Below are 16,125 nucleotides of genomic sequence, written 5' to 3' on the forward strand. Positions count from 1 at the left end.
TCGAGGCATGTCGGACGCGCAGGCGAGAATGGAGGCATGCGGATCGTGGTCGGTGCGATGGGGCCCGGCCGGGTGGGACTCGTCGACCCCGCCGTCTCCAGCGCACCCTTCGAGACCGTGCCGCTGCAGCAGCTCGCGACCGTCGTGCGCGCACTCGAGTCGACGCGTCGCCCCCGCTGGATCTGGGCCGACACCCGTCGCTGGTACCCGCGCCTGCTCGCCGAGGGGGTGCGTGTCGATCGGTGCCACGACCTCGTCCTCGCCTCCGCGATCCTCGACCATTCGACCGCGACGATGCCGGCTCGCGACGGCGGCACGCACCCGCGGCCCGAGTGGCTGCCCCTCGGGCCGGCCGAAGCCGGGCAATCGGCAGTGGTCGTGCCCGCGGCATCCGTTGCGCACTCGGCGCTCTTCGATCTCCTCGACTTCGACGGCGAGGCGGATGATTCGGAGCCCGAGCCCGTCGCGGGCCCCCGCGACGTGCTCGGAGTACCGGTCGAGGCCGTGCTCGCCGAGCATGAACGACAGCTCGCCCTCGTCGCAGCATCGGGGCGGCCCGGTGCGCTCCGCCTGCTGCTCGCGGCGGAGTCGGCGGGCGCGCTCATCGGCGCCGAGTTGCACGCCGCCGGCTTGCCATGGCATCGCGGGGTGCACGAACGCGTGCTCGAGACCGAGCTCGGCCCGAAGCCGGCACCCGGCCGGAAGCCGGCGCGCATGGAGGAGCTCGCGGCCGAGGTGCGCACGCTGCTCGGCGCTCCCGCCGCGAATCTCGATTCGCAGGTCGACCTCCTGAAGGCGCTGCGTCTGGCCGGCATCCAGGTCGAGTCGACGAGCCGCTGGGAGCTGCGCGAGCACGAGCACCCGGCGATCGAGCCCCTCGTCGCGTACAAGAAGCTGTCGCGCCTGCTCAGCGCGAACGCCTGGTCGTGGCTCGACGAGTGGGTGGTCGACGGCCGATTCCGGCCCGACTACGTTCCCGGCGGCACCGCGACCGGGCGCTGGGCGACGTCGGGCGGAGGTGCCCTCCAGCTTCCGAAGAACGTGCGCAGCGCGGTCGTCGCCGACCCCGGCTGGTCGCTCGTCGTCGCCGACGCCGCCCAGCTCGAGCCGCGAGTGCTGGCCGGCATGGCGCACGATGAGCCGATGGCCGCGGCGGGCAGGGGCCGGGACTTCTACAGCGGCATCGTCGGTGCCGGCGTCGTCGAGACCCGTGACCAGGCGAAGGTCGCGATCCTCGGCGCCATGTACGGGGCGACGACCGGCGAGAGCGGTCGCCTCGTGCCGCGGCTGGCTCGCGCGTATCCGCGCGCGATGGCGCTCGTCGATCGAGCAGCCGCCGAGGGCGAGCGCGGTGCCAGCGTCACGACGCTCCTCGGCAGGTCGTCGCCGCTGCCCGGCGCCGAGTGGCGTGCCGTGCAGTCGCTCGCCTCGCAGCCCGACGCGACGCCGGCCGACGAACGACGCGCACGTTCGCGGGCGCGCGACTGGGGCCGCTTCACGCGCAACTTCGTCGTGCAGGGCACCGCCGCCGAGTGGGCGCTCTGCTGGATGGCGGGCCTCCGTTCGAAGCTCGTCGCGATCGCGGGCGATGCTGCCGAGCCGGGTGCGATCGCGTCTCGCTCCGGTGCGGCATTCGAGCGCGTTCCGCACCTCGTCTACTACCTGCACGACGAGATCATCGTGCACACTCCGACCGAGTACGCCGACGACGTCGCCGCCGCGGTGATGGAGTCCGCGACCGCTGCCGGCAGGCTGCTCTTCGGCGACTTCCCCGTGGAGTTCCCGCTCGACCTCGCGATCGTCGAGAGCTACGCGTCGGCCGACGCCTGAGGCTCGCCGGGTTCGGCGCCAGGGGAGTCGGCGCCAGGGGGCTCGGAGGCCGCCGAACGCGTCGAGGGCCGTCGGCCGCGACGGGGCCGCTCCAAGCGCGGCGCGAAGGCGAGATCGTGCCGACCCGTGACCGCCTGCACCTCCTCGAGCCAGGCGAGCGCCGCACGGGCGCGTGCGACCTCGGCGGCGGCGGCGAGCGCTGCGAGCCGAGCGAGCGGGCTCACCTCGTCGCCGGCTCGATCGCCGGCCTCGGCACGAGCGGATGCCTCGACGGCGCGCTCCTGCCAGCGCACGCGCTCCGCCTCGACGATCGGACCGGCGTCGACACCCGGCAACGATGCCGCCACGAGCACACGATCGACGGTCTCGTCCCACGGATCGCTGCCCGAGGCATCCGTACCGGAGAACCAGGCCGACGTGGCAGCCAGACCAGTCTTCGTCGCACGGTAGAGGGGGAGGCCGTCGTCGGTGGCACCCGCCGATTCGATGAGGCCCTGCTTGCCGAGACGCTCGAGCGTCGCGTAGCTCTGCCCGACGTTGACCTCTCGCCGACCGCCCGTGCGTTCGGCGAGCTCGCCGTGCAGCTGGAACCCGTAGCCCGGGCCGCCCGAGAGCAAGGCGAGCAGTGCGTCGCGAACAGCCATTCGTACTCCGATCGACATCAACGTTTCACTGAGTATATGGTTTCGAACCTTGTCAATGCGCCTGATGCGGGGCATAATCGGCGGTGACGGCTCGCTCGTCGACAACCGAATACCGTCATCTGTCCGTCTGAGGTCGTTGGGGAAGACGCACCTCGAGAACGGAGTCAGACATGACGAAGAATGCCACGCGGGCAGTGCGCACCGCGCGAGGCGTGCTGTTCGTGCACTCCTCGCCGAGGGCGCTGTGTCCGCATGTCGAGTGGGCCGCCGGCACCGCCCTCGGAGTCGCCGTGAACTTCGACTGGAACGAGCAGCCCGTGCTTCGCGGTGCCATGCGCGCGGAGTTCTACTGGGAGGGCGAAGCCGGCAGCGGCGCGAAGCTCGCCTCGGCGCTGCGCGGTTGGGAGCAGTTGCGCTTCGAGGTGAGCGAGGACCCGACTCCCGGCTCCGATGGCGCCCGATGGATGCACACGCCCGAACTCGGCGTCTTCTTCGCCCAGACCGACACCGCGGGGAACACCGTGGTGCCCGAGGACCGCATCCGGTACGCGATGGAGGTCGGCGGCACCGACCCCATCGAGCTGCACCGCGAGCTGCGCCTCGCCCTCGGCCAGGCGTGGGACGACGAACTCGAACCGTTCCGTCACGCGAGCGACTTCGCCCCGGTCGTCTGGTTGCACCAGGTGGGCTGAGCGAACCTCGGTCCGCCGGCGGCGTGACGCGAGGTCGGATGACACTTCCCGGCAGCGCATGAGCGAAACCCTCGGACCGTTCACATGAGAAGACCCCGGCGCAGCGACTGCGACCGGGGTCTTCTCATGTGCGGGGTGGCCCCGCCTCGCCTACGGCGTGCGGATCGCGACGACGGCGTTGTGGCCGCCGAAGCCGAAGGAGTTGCTGATCGCCAGCTGCGGGCCGTCGCCGAGCGGCTGCGGCTCGCCCGAGATGCGCAGCGGGATCGCGGGATCCTGCGTCGTGAGGTTGATCGTCGGCGGAGCCAGACGGTTCTGGAGCGCGAGGATCGTGAACACTGCCTCGAGCGCACCGGTGCCGCCGAGCAGGTGCCCGGTGGATGCCTTCGTGGCGGAGACGGGAATCTCGTGCACGCGATCGCCGAAGACGTTGCGCAGTGCCGTGTACTCCGCGATGTCGCCGACGGGCGTGCTCGTCGCGTGGGCGTTGATGTGCGTCACGTCGTCGACCGTCGCGCCTGCCTGTGCGAGCGCATCGAGCACTGCGCGGCTGGCACCGCGCCCCTCGGGGTCGTTGGCCGTGATGTGGTACGAGTCGGCACTCACCGCGCCGCCCGCGAGCTCGGCGTAGATGCGGGCGCCGCGCGCGAGCGCGTGCTCCTCGGTCTCGAGCACGAGGCTCGCGGCGCCCTCGCCCATGACGAAGCCGTCGCGGTCGACGCTGTACGGGCGCGAGGCGTGCGCCGGGTCGTCGTTGCGACGCGAGAGCGCCTGCATCGACGAGAACGACGCGAGCGTGATGGGGTGCACCGCGGATTCGGAGCCGCCGGCGATGACGACGTCGGCGTAGCCGAGCTGGAGGTGCTCGTAGGCGTTCGCGAGCGACTCGGTGCTCGACGCGCAGGCCGACGCGACCGTGCGCGCGAATGCGCGGGCCTCGAAGTGCATCGAGATCGCGGCGGATGCGGCGTTCGGCATGAGCATCGGCACGGTCATCGGCAGCACTCGGCGGGGACCGCGCTCACGCAGCGTGTCCCATGCGTCGAGGAGGGTCCAGATGCCGCCGATGCCGGTGGCGTAGTCGACGCCGAGGCGCTCGGGGGCGACATCGGGTGAGCCGGCGTCGGCCCACGCCTCCTTCGCGGAGATCAGGGCGAACTGGCTCGACGGGTCGAGGCGCTTCGCGACGGGACGCTCGAGCACCTCTTCGGGTCGAACCTTCGCCTCGGCGGCGAAGGTGACGGGCAGCTCGTATTCGGCGACCCAGTCGTGCTCGAGTGTGTGCGCGCCGGACTCACCGGCGAGCAGGGCGTTCCAGCTCTCAGGGGCGGTGCCGCCGAGCGGCGAGGTCGCACCGATGCCGGTGATGACGATCTTCTTGGTCATTCGAGAAACACTCCGATGGAGGAATTGGTCACACTGATCGAGCGGGCCGGGCGAGACGCGCCGGCCCGCTCCACGCAGCTGCTAGGCCTGAGCCTTGACGATGAAGGTGACGGCGTCGCCGACGGTCTTCAGGTTCTTGACCTCTTCGTCGGGGATCTTCACGTCGAACTTCTCTTCGGCGTTGACGACGATCGTCATCATGGAGATCGAGTCGATGTCGAGGTCGTCGGTGAACGACTTGTCCAGCTCAACCGTGTCGGTCGCAATGCCGGTCTCGTCGTTGATGAGCTCGGCCAGGCCGGCAAGCACTTCTTCGGTGGACAATGCCATTGTTCTTCTCCTTGGGGGTGTCTCGTTTGACCGAGAGACAGTCTAGATGGACAGGGGGAGGCGGTTCAGGGAAGAACCACCACTTGGGCGCCGAACACGAGTCCGGCGCCGAAGCCGATCTGGAGGGCGAGGCCTCCGGAAAGTTCAGGGTGCTCCTCGAGCAGGCGGTGCGTCGCGAGCGGGATCGAGGCGGCAGAGGTGTTGCCAGTGGTGGCGATGTCGCGGGCGATGACGACGGTGTCGGGCAGCTTCAACTGCTTGGCGAACTCGTCGATGATGCGCATGTTCGCCTGGTGGGGGATGAACGCGGCGAGGTCGTCGGAGGTCACGCCCGCGGCATCCAGTGCCTGCTTCGCGACCTTCGCCATGTCCCACACGGCCCAGCGGAAGACCGTCTGGCCCTCCTGGCGGAGCGTCGGCCACTCGGCCGCCCCGTCGCGGAACTCGGTGAGCGTGCCGTTCATGCCGACCGCACCCGCCTTCGAGCCGTCGGAGCCCCAGATGGTGCGCGCGATGCCGGGCGTCTCGCTCGGACCGACGACCACGGCGCCCGCGCCGTCGCCGAGCAGGAAGGAGATCGAGCGGTCGGTCGGGTCGACGACGTCGGAGAGCTTCTCGGCACCGATGACGAGGGCGTACGTCGCCGCCCCCGAGCGGATCAGCGCGTCGGCCTGGGCGACGGCGTACGCGTACCCTGCGCACGCCGCGTTCATGTCGTAGGCCGCGGCGGGGTTCGCGCCGACGCGATCGGCGACGACGGCCGCCATCGACGGCGTCTGCTGCACGTTGGAGATCGTCGCGATGATGACGAGGTCGACGAGTTCGGGCGCGATGCCCGACCGCTCGATCGCCTCGCGCGCCGCCGTCGTCGCCAGGTCGGTGGCCGAGACCTCGGCGCCGGCACGCGTGCGGGTGATGATGCCCGTGCGCTGCTGGATCCACTCGTCGGACGAATCGATCGGGCCGATCAGGTCGGCGTTGGGCACCGCGTTCTCGCCGCGAGCCGCGCCGACGGCGTAGATGCGCGTGAAGGCAGGCCCGTGCGCCTGCTGGAGGGTGGGATTCGTCATGCTCGGCTTTCTCAACTCGTCGTCGGTTCAGGCGTGCTGCTCGATGAGCGCGATCGCCGCCGACAGGTCTTCGGGAGTCTTCACGGCGACCGTCGGCACGCCCTTGAGTGCGCGCTTCGCCAGGCCGACGAGCGCGCCGGCCGGTGCGAGTTCGATGATGCCCGTGACTCCTGCCGCCTGGAAGGACTCCATGCAGCGATCCCAGCGTACGGGCGAGGAGACCTGGCCGACGAGCAGCTCGAGGAATGCGGCACCGGATGTCACGGGGCCGCCGTCGCGGTTCGTCCAGAGCGGGAGCGTCGGATCGCCCGGCGTGAGACCGGCCGCGACCTCGGCGAGTCGCTCGACCGCCGGGCGCATGTACCGGGTGTGGAAGGCGCCGGCGACCTGGAGCGGGATGACCCGCGAGCCGGCCGGGGGTTCGGCCTTCAGCGATTCGAGCGCGTCGAGCGCGCCGGCGACGACGATCTGGCCGCCGCCGTTGAAGTTGGCGGGTTCGAGGCCGAGCTCGTCGAGGCGGGGGAGCAGGGCCGCCTCGTCTGCGCCGATGACGGCGCTCATGCCGGTCGGCACGAGCGCAGCGGCATCCGCCATCGATCGGCCTCGCTCGGCGACGAAGCGGATCGCGTCGGTCTCACTGAGCACGCCGGAACCTGCCGCCGCGGTGATCTCGCCGACAGAGTGGCCCGCGATGCCGCCGATGCGCGCCGCGCGGCCATCGGCGAGGAGCGAGCCGAGCGTCAGGATGCCGGCCGCCACGATGAGCGGCTGTGCGATCGCGGTGTCGCGGATCGTGTCGGCATCAGCCTCGGTGCCGAAGTGCGCGAGATCGAGCCCCGCGGCATCGGACAGCACCGACAGCCGTTCGGCGTAGGCCGGATCGGCCAGCCAGGGAGCGAGGAATCCGGGGGTCTGAGAGCCCTGTCCAGGGCAGACGACGACGATCACCACCCCAGTCTGCCAACCGGCAGGCGGGGCCGGGTGTGCACACGCGACAAGCTCTCGGCGGAAGCCTTGTACGAACGGTACAGAAGGTCGGCTCAGTTGGTCGGTCGTCGGCGCGGCGCCAGCTCATGATCGCTCATCGACCCGATGATGAGCGCCGACTGCAGGATGAGTGCCTCGCGAGCGCCCGTCGCGTCCCAGCCGATCACGTCGGAGACGCGCTTCAGGCGGTAGCGCACGGTGTTCGGGTGCACGAAGAGCTCGCGTGCCGTCGCCTCGAGCGAGCGACCGTTGTCGAGGTAGCTCCAGAGGGTCGTGAGCAGTTCGGTCGAGTGCGCCTGCAGTGGTCGGTAGATGCGGTGCACGAGCGTCGCCCTGGCGAGCGGATCGCCGGCCAACGCGCGTTCGGGCAGCAGGTCGTCGGCATGCACCGGTCGCGGAGCATGGCGCCAGGACCGGGCGACCGCGAACCCCGCGAGCGCAGCCTTGGCGCTCTTCGAGGCGTCGACGAGGTTCGGCACCGCGTGGCCGAGCACCAGGTGCCCCGGGCCGAAGTGCGGCTCGAGCTGACTCGCGATCTCCATGAAGGTGAGCGCCGGAGCGGTGCCGATGGCCTCTTCGGCCTCGCGAGCGAGCGGGTCGGCGCGACCGATCACGAGCACGAGCCGGTTGCCCTGCACGCCGATCAGGACATCGGCGTGCATGTGGCGGGCGGCCCGGCGCACGTGGTCGACGTCGAGCTGCTTCGGGGCGGTGCCGACGAGCACCGACACCTCGCCGTGGCCGTGCCAGCCGAGGGCCGCGATGCGGCTCGGCAGCTCGTCGTCGGCCTCGCCCGAGAGGATCGAGTCGACCACGAGGGCCTCGAGTCGCGCGTCCCAGAGGCCGCGCGCCTCGGCGGCACGGGCGTAGACGTCGGCGGCCGCGAAGGCGATCTCACGCGAATAGAGGAGGATCGCCTCGCGGAGCGGCTCTCCGCCGTCCTTCACCCGGTCCTCGACGACCTCGACCGTCACCCGGATGAGCTGCAGCGTCTGCTGCAGGCTCACCGAGCGGAGCAGCTCCCGCGGAGCGGCTCCGAAGACGTCGGCCGCGATCCACGGAGTGGATCGGGGGTCGTCGAACCAGGCGACGAACGAGGAGATGCCGGCCTGGGCGACGAGGCCCACGGCGGAGCGACGGCTCGGCGGCATGTCGCCGTACCACGGCAACGTGTCTTCGAGACGCTTGAGCGTCGCCGTCGCGAGTTCGCCCGCGATGGTGCGCAACCATGCGAGCGTCTCCGCCTTCGTCTTGGGCCTCGTCGCCACCTCGTCGCCTGCTAGCTCTCTCCGCCGGCCGATCCGGTGGTGCCGGCGTTCACGTCGTACAGGCGGTACTTCTCGATCGCCTGGGCGGGGAGTGAACGGTCGACCTCACCGCGGTCTGCGAGGAGTTCGAGCGTGCGGACGACGACCGACGGACCGTCGATCTTGAAGAAGCGACGTGCAGCAGGCCGCGTGTCGGAGAAGCCGAAGTCGTCGGCGCCGAGCGTCGCGTACTCACCGGGCACGTAGGCGCGGATCTGGTCGGGGACCGCGTGCATGAAGTCCGAGACGGCCACGAACGGACCGTTCGCCCCGGTGAGCTTCTGCGTGAGGTACGGGACCTGGCGCTCGGCGTCGGGGTTCAGGAAGTTGTGCTCGTCGGCGGCGAGGCCGTCGCGGCGCAGCTCCGACCAGCTCGTGACCGACCAGACATCCGCCGACACGCCCCAGTCCGCGGCGAGGAGCTGCTGCGCCTCGAGGATCCAGGGCACGGACACGCCCGAGGCGAGGAGCTGCGCCTTGGGTCCTGCGACATCCGACGTGTTGAGGCGGTGGATGCCGCGGACGATGCCGTCGACGTCGACGCCTTCGGGCTCGACGGGCTGCACGAGCGGCTCGTTGTAGACCGTGAGGTAGTACATGACGTTCGGGTCGCTGTGCGAGCCGCCGTACATGCGCTCGAGGCCCGAGCGCATGATGTGCCCGATCTCGTAGCCGTACGCGGCGTCGTACGAGACGACTGCCGGGTTCGTTGACGCGAGCAGCGGCGAGTGGCCGTCGGCGTGCTGGAGGCCTTCGCCCGTGAGCGTCGTGCGGCCGGCCGTCGCGCCGATGATGAACCCGCGCGCCATCTGGTCGCCGGCAGCCCACATCGCGTCGCCCGTGCGCTGGAACCCGAACATCGAGTAGAAGACGTAGACCGGGATGAGCGGCTCGCCCTGCGTCGAGTACGACGTGCCGACGTTCGTGAACGACGCCATGGCGCCGGCCTCGTTGATGCCGACGTGAATGATCTGGCCCTGCGGGCTCTCCTTGTAGGCGAGGAGGAGTTCGCGGTCGACCGAGGTGTAGTGCTGGCCGTTCGGGTTGTAGATCTTCGCGGTCGGGAAGAACGCGTCGATGCCGAAGGTGCGCGCCTCGTCGGGGATGATCGGCACGATGCGGTGGCCGAAGTCCTTCGAACGGATGAGGTCTTTCAGCAGTCGCACGAACGCCATGGTCGTGGCGATCTCCTGCGTGCCGGAGCCCTTCTTCGCGATCGCGTAGGCCGAGTCGTCGGGCAGCGAGATCGCCGTGTGGTTCGAGCGGCGCTCGGGCAGGTAGCCGCCGAGCTCGCGACGACGCTCGTGCATGTACTGGATCGCCTCGTCCTGGTCGCCGGGCGTGTAGTACGGCGGCAGGTAGGGGTTCTCCTCGAGCTGCGCGTCCGTGATCGGGATGCGCATCTGGTCGCGGAACGTCTTGAGGTTGTCGAGGGTCATCTTCTTCATCTGGTGGGTCGCGTTGCGCCCCTCGAAGGCCGGACCCAGGCCGTAGCCCTTGATCGTCTTCGCCAGGATGACCGTCGGCTGGCCCTTGTGCTCGCTCGCCGCCTTGAACGCGGCGTAGACCTTGCGGTAGTCGTGACCGCCGCGCTTCAGGCCCCACACCTCGTCGTCGGACAGGTGCGAGACGAGCTCGAGGGCGCGCGGGTCGCGACCGAAGAAGTTCTCGCGCACGTAGGCGCCCGACTCGGCCTTGTAGGTCTGGTAGTCGCCGTCGGGGGTGACGTTCATGAGGTTGCGGAGCGCACCGTCGTGGTCGCGGGCGAGCAGGTCGTCCCACTCGCGGCCCCAGACGACCTTGATGACGTTCCAGCCGGCACCGCGGAAGAAGCTCTCGAGCTCCTGGATGATCTTGCCGTTGCCGCGCACCGGGCCGTCGAGGCGCTGCAGGTTGCAGTTGATGACGAAGTTGAGGTTGTCGAGGCCCTCGTTCGCGGCGACCTGGAGCTGACCGCGGCTCTCGACCTCGTCCATCTCGCCGTCGCCGAGGAACGCCCAGACCTGCTGGTCGCTCGCGTCCTTGATGCCGCGGTTCGTCAGGTACTTGTTGGTCTGCGCCTGGTAGATCGCGTTGATCGGACCGAGGCCCATCGACACGGTCGGGAACTGCCAGAACTCCGGCATGAGGCGCGGGTGCGGGTACGACGAGAGCCCGTTGGGCGCATGCGACTTCTCTTGACGGAAGCCGTCGAGCTGGTCGGCCGACAGCCGGCCCTCGAGGAAGGCGCGGGCGTAGGTGCCGGGGGAGGCGTGGCCCTGCACGAAGATCTGGTCGCCGCCGCCGGGGTGGTCCTGGCCGCGGAAGAAGTGGTTGAAACCGACCTCGTAGAGCGCGGCCGACGAGGCGTACGTCGAGATGTGACCGCCGACGGCGATGCCGGGGCGCTGCGCACGATGCACGAGCACTGCGGCGTTCCACCGGATCCAGGCGCGGTAGCGGCGCTCGATCTCCTCATCACCGGGGAACTCGGGTTCGTTCTCGGGGGCGATCGTGTTCAAGTAGTCGGTGGTCGGAACCATCGGCACACCGAGGTGCAGTTCCTTCGAGCGCTTCAGCAGGCTCAGCATGATCTCTCGCGCGCGCTGGTGTCCCTTCTCGGCGACAAGCGCATCAAGGGATTCGGCCCATTCGGAAGTCTCTTCCGGATCGGCGTCCATCGCCTCGACCGAGTAGGGATCCTGGTCGTTGACAGTCACACTCGACCTCTCTCTTCAGCAGATCGTGCCTGCGGGGTGTGGGATGTGCGCACGCCGAATGGGCCGGTTCTCGGCCGGGTGGCACCACGCCATCCTAGTGATTCTATGCCCGCTGGGTGGGGGGTAGGCTGAGCCCTCGGTCCGACCGAACGTCCTGTGGAAGGAAGCCGTCCCGTGATCCTCGCTCCCGGCGCCGCCGCGCCCGACTTCACGCTCGTGAACCAGTTCGGCCAGCCCGTGCGGCTCTCGGAGCTCCGGGGCAGGGCCGTCGCCCTCGTCTTCTTCCCGTTGGCCTTCTCGGGCATCTGCCACGGCGAACTCTGCGAGTTGCGCGACAACGTCGCGATGTTCGAAGGGCCAGATGTCGCGCTGCACGCGATCTCCGTCGACTCGAAGCACACCCTGCGCGCGTGGGCCGAGCGCGAGGGCTACGAGTTCCCCATGCTCGCCGACTTCTGGCCGCACGGTGCGGTGGCAGACGCGTTCGGCGCGTTCGACGCGCGCACCGGGCTCGCCGAGCGGGCGACGTTCCTGATCGATGCCGACGGGATCGTCGCCGCGAGTTTCGCGACGCCACGCGGCGAGGCGCGGTCCCTGGAGCAGTACCGAGAGGCGCTCACGGCCCTCTGAGCGCGTTGCCGCAGCATCCGCTCGCCTCGGTTCGGGGCTCAGCCGAGGATGTTGACCGAGCGGGCGATCACGAGCGCGAGGATCAGGAAGCCGCCGAACGCCTGCAGTGCCATGAGGAGCTTGAAGCGCGGTGACAACGGCATCGCATCGGTCGCGCTGAAGGCCATCGAGTTCGAGAGCGCCGAGTAGAAGTAGTCGACGAACCGCGGCATCCAGTCGCGCACCGCAGAGGAGCGTGCGGCGACCTCGGTGACGGCGTCGTCGTCCTCGTCCTGCGGGAACCGGAAGTCGGCCGGCGGCAGCTCGGCGCGGGCGGCCATCGTGCGCATCACCGGACCGCCCCGGTCGAGTTCCCAGTACAGCAGCGTGAATCCGATCACGTTCGCGACCCAGACCTGCAGCGCCGAGAGGAGCAGTCCGTGCGCGTCGTCTGCCTCGCCGCCGGCGAGTGCCACCAGCAGGAGGACGAGCGTGATCTGGTTCGCGACGACGAGCCCTGCCGCGAGGGTGATCGACGCCCATTTCGTGAACGGGGAGAGGCGAGTGAGCCGGTGCGGGTTCGCGATCAGGAGCGGCACGAGCAGCGCGAGGCCGAAGAAGACGACGATGAAGCGCTGTGCCCCGAGGAACTCGTTCGGCAGCGCGGCGTACAGCGCGAGCGCGACGACGACGGCGATGACGGATGGCCATCGATGCTCCGTCGGCGTGCTCCGACTCGGATGCTGCTGCATCGGCTCCATGGCGGTGAGTCTAGGCAGCTCGCGATAGCATTGGCGTGCGCCGCGCGCGGTCGCGGGCCTTTAGCTCAGTTGGTAGAGCGCCACGTTTACACCGTGGATGTCGTCGGTTCGAGCCCGGCAGGGCCCACCCGAGTCGACAGGTCGTCGTACGTAGCCCTACGCGGGCTCCGGATCGTCGCGACGGGCCCATGCGATCGCGATGAGCTCGCGGAGCACGTCGAGATCGAGGTCCTCCAGCTTCTTCGCGTAGATGCAGCCCGCACCCTCGGTGTACGTGCCGAGCCTCGGCAGCAGGTCGGCACTCGCGGGGAGATCCTTCAGCCCGTACAACGTGAGCTGCGCCTTGCGCGGCGAGAACCCGGTCTTCGGCCAATCGCCTCGAGTGCGCGGGTTGGCGGGGGAGATGTAGCGGTAACTGCCGTATCCCACCATCGACGGGCCCCACATGACCGGGTCAGCACCGGTGACCTCGCGGAAGACCTCCGCGAGGCGGCGGCCTTCGACCTGTCGGCGAGCGGGTGCGGCGGCGTCCAGGAACGCCTCGACGCTCGCGTCGGTCGGTACCGTCTTCGGGCTCATGCATCCACGCTAGCCCGCCTGCGACCGCTTCGGCGAGCTACATCGGCGCTCTCGCCGCCAATCGCACGCAGCAGTAGCCGTCGCGAGGTTCGAGCACTGCCGAGCACTGGCGATCACCGAGTCCCTCGACGGCGCCGCGCAACAGGGCCGCGTTCGCCCCGCAGATCGTCGCGGTGTGGTTCTGCGCCACTCGGTGGAAGGGGCAGTTCGTGAGCAGCAATCCGTCGGCGCCGTCGTCGACGGGCGCGTAGCCGAGCCGCTCCAGCACTTCGTCCAACGAATCGGAGGCGGCGCCCAGAGCGCGACCGAGACTCGCCGACACCCGCTCGAGCGTCGGACGGATGGGCGCGCCGGTGCGATCGGATTCCTCGACCGCTCGGCTCAGGAGTTCTGCCGCGAGGTCGTAGTGACGCTCGGGCACGGAGACGGAGATCTCGCCCGGGACGGCGCTGTAGAGCTTCGCGGGGCGACCGGCCCCCGGCCCCGAGCGTCCATTGCGCCGCTGGAACTCCGCGACGAGCAGGCCGGCCTCCACCAGGCGGTCGAGGTGGAAGGCCGCGGTTCCGCGGGCCATTCCGAGTGCACTGGCGGCCTCATCTCGACCGACGCGGTCGGGATGCCGTGCAACGAACTCGAACAGTGCCCGTCGTTGCGGGTCCGCGATCGAGGCGACGGCAGCGAGGTCGTCCTGGCGTGCTGAGTCCTCCATGCGTGTCAGCTTAACTCTAAAACGACGGGTCTTGACGAAAGAGATCGATCTAAAACAAGAATCGTTGACTTAAGAATTCCGCCCTCGTACAGTCGAGAACGAGAGGTGCGATCGCGTCGCATCGGAGGCGGGTGGGTCGTGAGCAGCGCATCGAACTTCGTGATCGTCGGAGCGGGCCTCGCCGGCGCCTCCGCGGCCAAGACGCTCCGTGAAGCGGGCTTCGGCGGGAGCATCCGTCTCATCGGCGCCGAGACGCACCACCCGTACATCCGGCCTCCGCTGTCGAAGGAGTACCTCGCGGGCACCGCCGAGCGGGACTCGGTGTTCGTCGAACCGACGGGCTGGTACCGCGAGCACGACATCGACCTCCGGCTCGACACCGTGGTCACGGCGCTCGACGCGAACGCCCAGCGCATCGAGCTCGACTCGGGGGACTCGATCGCGTACGACGCCGTGCTGCTCGCGACGGGTTCGACCGCGCGGCGCCTGACGATTCCGGGCGCCGAGCTGCACGGCGTGCGGACGCTGCGCACGCTGGACGACTCCGAAGCGCTGCACGAGGAGCTCGCCAAGGGCGGCCGACGTGTCGTGCTGATCGGCTCGGGCTGGATCGGCATGGAGGTCGCCGCCACGGCGCGCACGCTCGGCAACGAGGTGACGATCCTCGAACGCGACCCGGTGCCGCTCGCGAACGCGCTCGGCGACGAGCTCGGCGGCATGTTCGCCGAGCTGCACGTCGAGCACGGCGTCGAACTGCGAACCTCGGTCGTCGTGACCGAGATCACCGGCGAAGGCGGCCGCGCAACCGGCGTTCGACTCGACGATGGCGAGCACTTCGCCGCCGATCTCGTCCTGGTCGGCGTCGGCGCGGTTCCGAACCTCGACCTGGCCCGCGGTGCCGGCGCCGCGATCGGTTCGGGGGTGCTCACCGATGCCGCGCTCCGAACCGACCTGACGAACGTGTGGGCCGCGGGCGACATCGCCGAGGCGTACCATCCGCTCGCCGGCATGCGGTTGCGCAGCGAGCACTGGGCGAATGCGCTGCACGGCGGCGCAGCAGCGGCCCGCTCGATGCTCGGACAGCTCGAGTCCTACGACGACATCCCGTACTTCTACACCGATCAGTACGACCTCGGAATGGAGTACTCGGGCTTCGGCCCGCTCACCCGCGATGCCCAGATCGTCTACCGCGGCGACCGAGACGGGCGGGAGTTCATCTCGTTCTGGGTCGCCGACGGCCGAGTCGTCGCCGGGATGAACGTGAACGTCTGGGATGTGAACGAGGCGGTGCAGGGCGTCATCAGGCGAGGCCATCGGGTCGACCCGTCGCGCCTCGCCGACGCTGGTGTCCCGCTGGAGGAGCTGTGAACGCCCACGGCACGCCGCCGACTCCGACCGAAGCGCTCGCGAAAGCCGGCGTCAGCATCTGGCTCGACGACCTGTCGAGGCAGCGCATCCTCAGCGGCGACCTGCAGCGCCTCATCGCAGAGCGCAACGTCGTCGGCGTCACCACCAATCCGACGATCTTCGCCGCTGCGGTGGGCGGGAGCGATGCCTACGACGAGCAGATGAGCGCCCTCGCCGGCGAGAACGTCTCGGCGGACGACGTCGTCTTCGCGCTCACGACGAAGGACGTCGCCGACGCGGCCGACATCCTCCGACCCGTCTTCGATTCCACGGGCGGCGTCGACGGCTGGGTCTCGATCGAGGTCGGGGCCGATGCGGCACACGACGCGCGGGCGACGCTCGTCGAGGCGCGATCGCTCGCCGAGCACATCGATCGCCCGAACGTGTTCGTGAAGATCCCCGCGACCGTCGAGGGGGTGACGGCCATCACCGCGGCGATCGCGCTCGGAATCAGTGTCAACGTCACGCTGATCTTCGGTCTCGACCGGTATCGCGCGGTGATCGACGCGTACCTCACGGGACTCGAACGAGCCCACGAGGCGGGCATCGAACTCCGAGGCATCCGCTCGGTCGCGTCGTTCTTCGTCTCGCGAGTCGACACCGAGATCGACCGACGGCTCGATGCGATCGGGTCGAGCGAGGCTCGCGCGCTCAGGAGTCGTGCCGGCATCGCCAATGCCCGGCTCGCCTACGAGATGTTCACCCGGGAGTTCGCCGCCGACCGGGCGCGGCGCCTCGCAGCGCTCGGCGCGAACGTGCAGCGGCCGCTCTGGGCGTCGACCGGAGTGAAGGATCCGTCGCTGCGCGACACGATGTACGTCGAGGAGCTCGTGGCGCGCGACGTCGTGAACACGATGCCCGAGAAGACGCTCGACGCCCTCTCCGACCACGGCCGAGTCCGCGGCGACACCATCAGGGGGAGCGCCGAAGACTCCTTCACCGTGCTCGCAGCCCTCGCAGGGCTCGGCATCTCCTACGACGTCGTCACCGCGACGCTCGAGCGAGAGGGCGTCGCCAAGTTCCGAGAATCCGGAGTCCGACTCGTCGCGACCGTTGCCGCGGCGCTCGAGACCGCGCGAAATGAAAGGCGATGACGGATGCTGCACCTGTCCGAG

General features: G+C 69.7%; 15 protein-coding genes and 1 tRNA gene. 6 read left to right on the forward strand and 10 right to left on the reverse strand.

Annotation, left to right across the window (positions count from 1 at the left end):
- Window positions 1–36: 36 nt before the first annotated feature.
- Window positions 37–1,830 carry a bifunctional 3'-5' exonuclease/DNA polymerase gene (locus ACFCVM_RS00875; RefSeq protein ID WP_375832766.1) on the forward strand — a complete coding sequence of 598 codons (1,794 nt, stop codon included), beginning with the start codon at window positions 37–39 and terminating at the stop codon, window positions 1,828–1,830.
- On the opposite strand, the gene ACFCVM_RS00880 is transcribed toward ACFCVM_RS00875, so the two are convergent.
- Entirely contained in the window at window positions 1,809–2,474 is a 666-nt protein-coding gene (locus tag ACFCVM_RS00880; RefSeq protein WP_375832768.1) for a PadR family transcriptional regulator, read from the reverse strand. The genes ACFCVM_RS00875 and ACFCVM_RS00880 overlap by 22 nt on opposite strands.
- Window positions 2,475–2,644: 170 nt before the next feature.
- On the opposite strand from ACFCVM_RS00880, the gene ACFCVM_RS00885 reads away from it, so the two are divergent.
- Window positions 2,645–3,166, forward strand: a complete 522-nt coding sequence (locus ACFCVM_RS00885) for a DUF3145 domain-containing protein (RefSeq protein ID WP_375832770.1) — start codon at window positions 2,645–2,647, stop codon at window positions 3,164–3,166.
- Window positions 3,167–3,316: 150 nt separating this feature from the next.
- Here ACFCVM_RS00885 and ACFCVM_RS00890 read toward each other — a convergent pair whose 3' ends face one another.
- From ACFCVM_RS00890 to aceE, 6 genes are all read right to left on the reverse strand, one after another.
- Window positions 3,317–4,552 carry a beta-ketoacyl-[acyl-carrier-protein] synthase family protein gene (locus tag ACFCVM_RS00890; RefSeq protein ID WP_375832772.1) on the reverse strand — a complete coding sequence of 412 codons (1,236 nt, stop codon included), beginning with the start codon at window positions 4,550–4,552 and terminating at the stop codon, window positions 3,317–3,319.
- Between the two features lie 81 nt (window positions 4,553–4,633).
- The gene (locus ACFCVM_RS00895; protein ID WP_056008597.1) at window positions 4,634–4,882 is read right to left on the reverse strand and encodes an acyl carrier protein; all 249 of its coding nucleotides are present in this window, start codon (window positions 4,880–4,882) and stop codon (window positions 4,634–4,636) included.
- Window positions 4,883–4,947: 65 nt separating this feature from the next.
- A complete protein-coding gene (locus ACFCVM_RS00900) occupies window positions 4,948–5,952 on the reverse strand; it encodes a beta-ketoacyl-ACP synthase III (protein WP_375832774.1) in 1,005 nt (334 codons plus the stop codon).
- A 27-nt stretch (window positions 5,953–5,979) separates the two neighbouring features.
- Window positions 5,980–6,900: an ACP S-malonyltransferase gene (locus ACFCVM_RS00905; protein ID WP_375832776.1), complete on the reverse strand. Its 921-nt coding sequence runs from the start codon at window positions 6,898–6,900 to the stop codon at window positions 5,980–5,982.
- Window positions 6,901–6,992: 92 nt separating this feature from the next.
- Complete coding sequence (locus ACFCVM_RS00910; RefSeq protein ID WP_056008603.1) at window positions 6,993–8,207, reverse strand: CdaR family transcriptional regulator; 1,215 nt, start codon at window positions 8,205–8,207, stop codon at window positions 6,993–6,995.
- A gap of 11 nt (window positions 8,208–8,218) precedes the next feature.
- Entirely contained in the window at window positions 8,219–10,945 is a 2,727-nt protein-coding gene (gene aceE / locus ACFCVM_RS00915) for a pyruvate dehydrogenase (acetyl-transferring), homodimeric type (RefSeq protein ID WP_375832779.1), read from the reverse strand.
- A gap of 174 nt (window positions 10,946–11,119) precedes the next feature.
- On the opposite strand from aceE, the gene ACFCVM_RS00920 reads away from it, so the two are divergent.
- Complete coding sequence (locus ACFCVM_RS00920; protein ID WP_375832781.1) at window positions 11,120–11,575, forward strand: peroxiredoxin; 456 nt, start codon at window positions 11,120–11,122, stop codon at window positions 11,573–11,575.
- Between the two features lie 38 nt (window positions 11,576–11,613).
- Here the strand turns inward: ACFCVM_RS00920 and ACFCVM_RS00925 are convergent, their stop codons facing one another.
- Window positions 11,614–12,315, reverse strand: a complete 702-nt coding sequence (locus tag ACFCVM_RS00925; protein WP_375832783.1) for a hypothetical protein — start codon at window positions 12,313–12,315, stop codon at window positions 11,614–11,616.
- 54 nt (window positions 12,316–12,369) lie between these two features.
- Between ACFCVM_RS00925 and ACFCVM_RS00930 the strand changes: the two genes are divergently transcribed.
- Window positions 12,370–12,442, forward strand: a tRNA-Val gene (locus ACFCVM_RS00930).
- Window positions 12,443–12,471: 29 nt separating this feature from the next.
- Here the strand turns inward: ACFCVM_RS00930 and ACFCVM_RS00935 are convergent.
- Window positions 12,472–12,894 (reverse strand): DUF1801 domain-containing protein, encoded by a 423-nt coding sequence (locus tag ACFCVM_RS00935; protein WP_375832785.1) that lies wholly within the window; start codon window positions 12,892–12,894, stop codon window positions 12,472–12,474.
- 37 nt (window positions 12,895–12,931) lie between these two features.
- Window positions 12,932–13,603 carry a helix-turn-helix transcriptional regulator gene (locus ACFCVM_RS00940; protein WP_375832787.1) on the reverse strand — a complete coding sequence of 224 codons (672 nt, stop codon included), beginning with the start codon at window positions 13,601–13,603 and terminating at the stop codon, window positions 12,932–12,934.
- Window positions 13,604–13,741: 138 nt separating this feature from the next.
- Between ACFCVM_RS00940 and ACFCVM_RS00945 the strand changes: the two genes are divergently transcribed.
- The gene (locus ACFCVM_RS00945; protein WP_375832789.1) at window positions 13,742–14,971 is read left to right on the forward strand and encodes an NAD(P)/FAD-dependent oxidoreductase; all 1,230 of its coding nucleotides are present in this window, start codon (window positions 13,742–13,744) and stop codon (window positions 14,969–14,971) included.
- Window positions 14,968–16,104 (forward strand): transaldolase, encoded by a 1,137-nt coding sequence (gene tal / locus ACFCVM_RS00950; RefSeq protein ID WP_375832791.1) that lies wholly within the window; start codon window positions 14,968–14,970, stop codon window positions 16,102–16,104. The genes ACFCVM_RS00945 and tal overlap by 4 nt, the downstream gene beginning before the upstream one ends.
- The last annotated feature ends 21 nt before the right edge of the window (window positions 16,105–16,125 follow it).

Source organism: Agromyces sp. NPDC056389, from assembly GCF_042262385.1.
Lineage (GTDB): Bacteria > Actinomycetota > Actinomycetes > Actinomycetales > Microbacteriaceae > Agromyces.

Excerpts from the sequence above, each read along its gene's own strand:
- ACFCVM_RS00925 (WP_375832783.1), bottom strand. The coding sequence starts at position 12,315 with ATGGAGCCGATGCAGCAGCATCCGAGTCGGAGCACGCCGACGGAGCAT.
- ACFCVM_RS00890 (WP_375832772.1), bottom strand. The coding sequence starts at position 4,552 with ATGACCAAGAAGATCGTCATCACCGGCATCGGTGCGACCTCGCCGCTC.
- ACFCVM_RS00885 (WP_375832770.1), top strand. The coding sequence starts at position 2,645 with ATGACGAAGAATGCCACGCGGGCAGTGCGCACCGCGCGAGGCGTGCTG.
- ACFCVM_RS00880 (WP_375832768.1), bottom strand. The coding sequence starts at position 2,474 with ATGGCTGTTCGCGACGCACTGCTCGCCTTGCTCTCGGGCGGCCCGGGC.
- ACFCVM_RS00900 (WP_375832774.1), bottom strand. The coding sequence starts at position 5,952 with ATGACGAATCCCACCCTCCAGCAGGCGCACGGGCCTGCCTTCACGCGC.
- ACFCVM_RS00895 (WP_056008597.1), bottom strand. The coding sequence starts at position 4,882 with ATGGCATTGTCCACCGAAGAAGTGCTTGCCGGCCTGGCCGAGCTCATC.
- ACFCVM_RS00875 (WP_375832766.1), top strand. The coding sequence starts at position 37 with ATGCGGATCGTGGTCGGTGCGATGGGGCCCGGCCGGGTGGGACTCGTC.
- ACFCVM_RS00935 (WP_375832785.1), bottom strand. The coding sequence starts at position 12,894 with ATGAGCCCGAAGACGGTACCGACCGACGCGAGCGTCGAGGCGTTCCTG.
- ACFCVM_RS00940 (WP_375832787.1), bottom strand. The coding sequence starts at position 13,603 with ATGGAGGACTCAGCACGCCAGGACGACCTCGCTGCCGTCGCCTCGATC.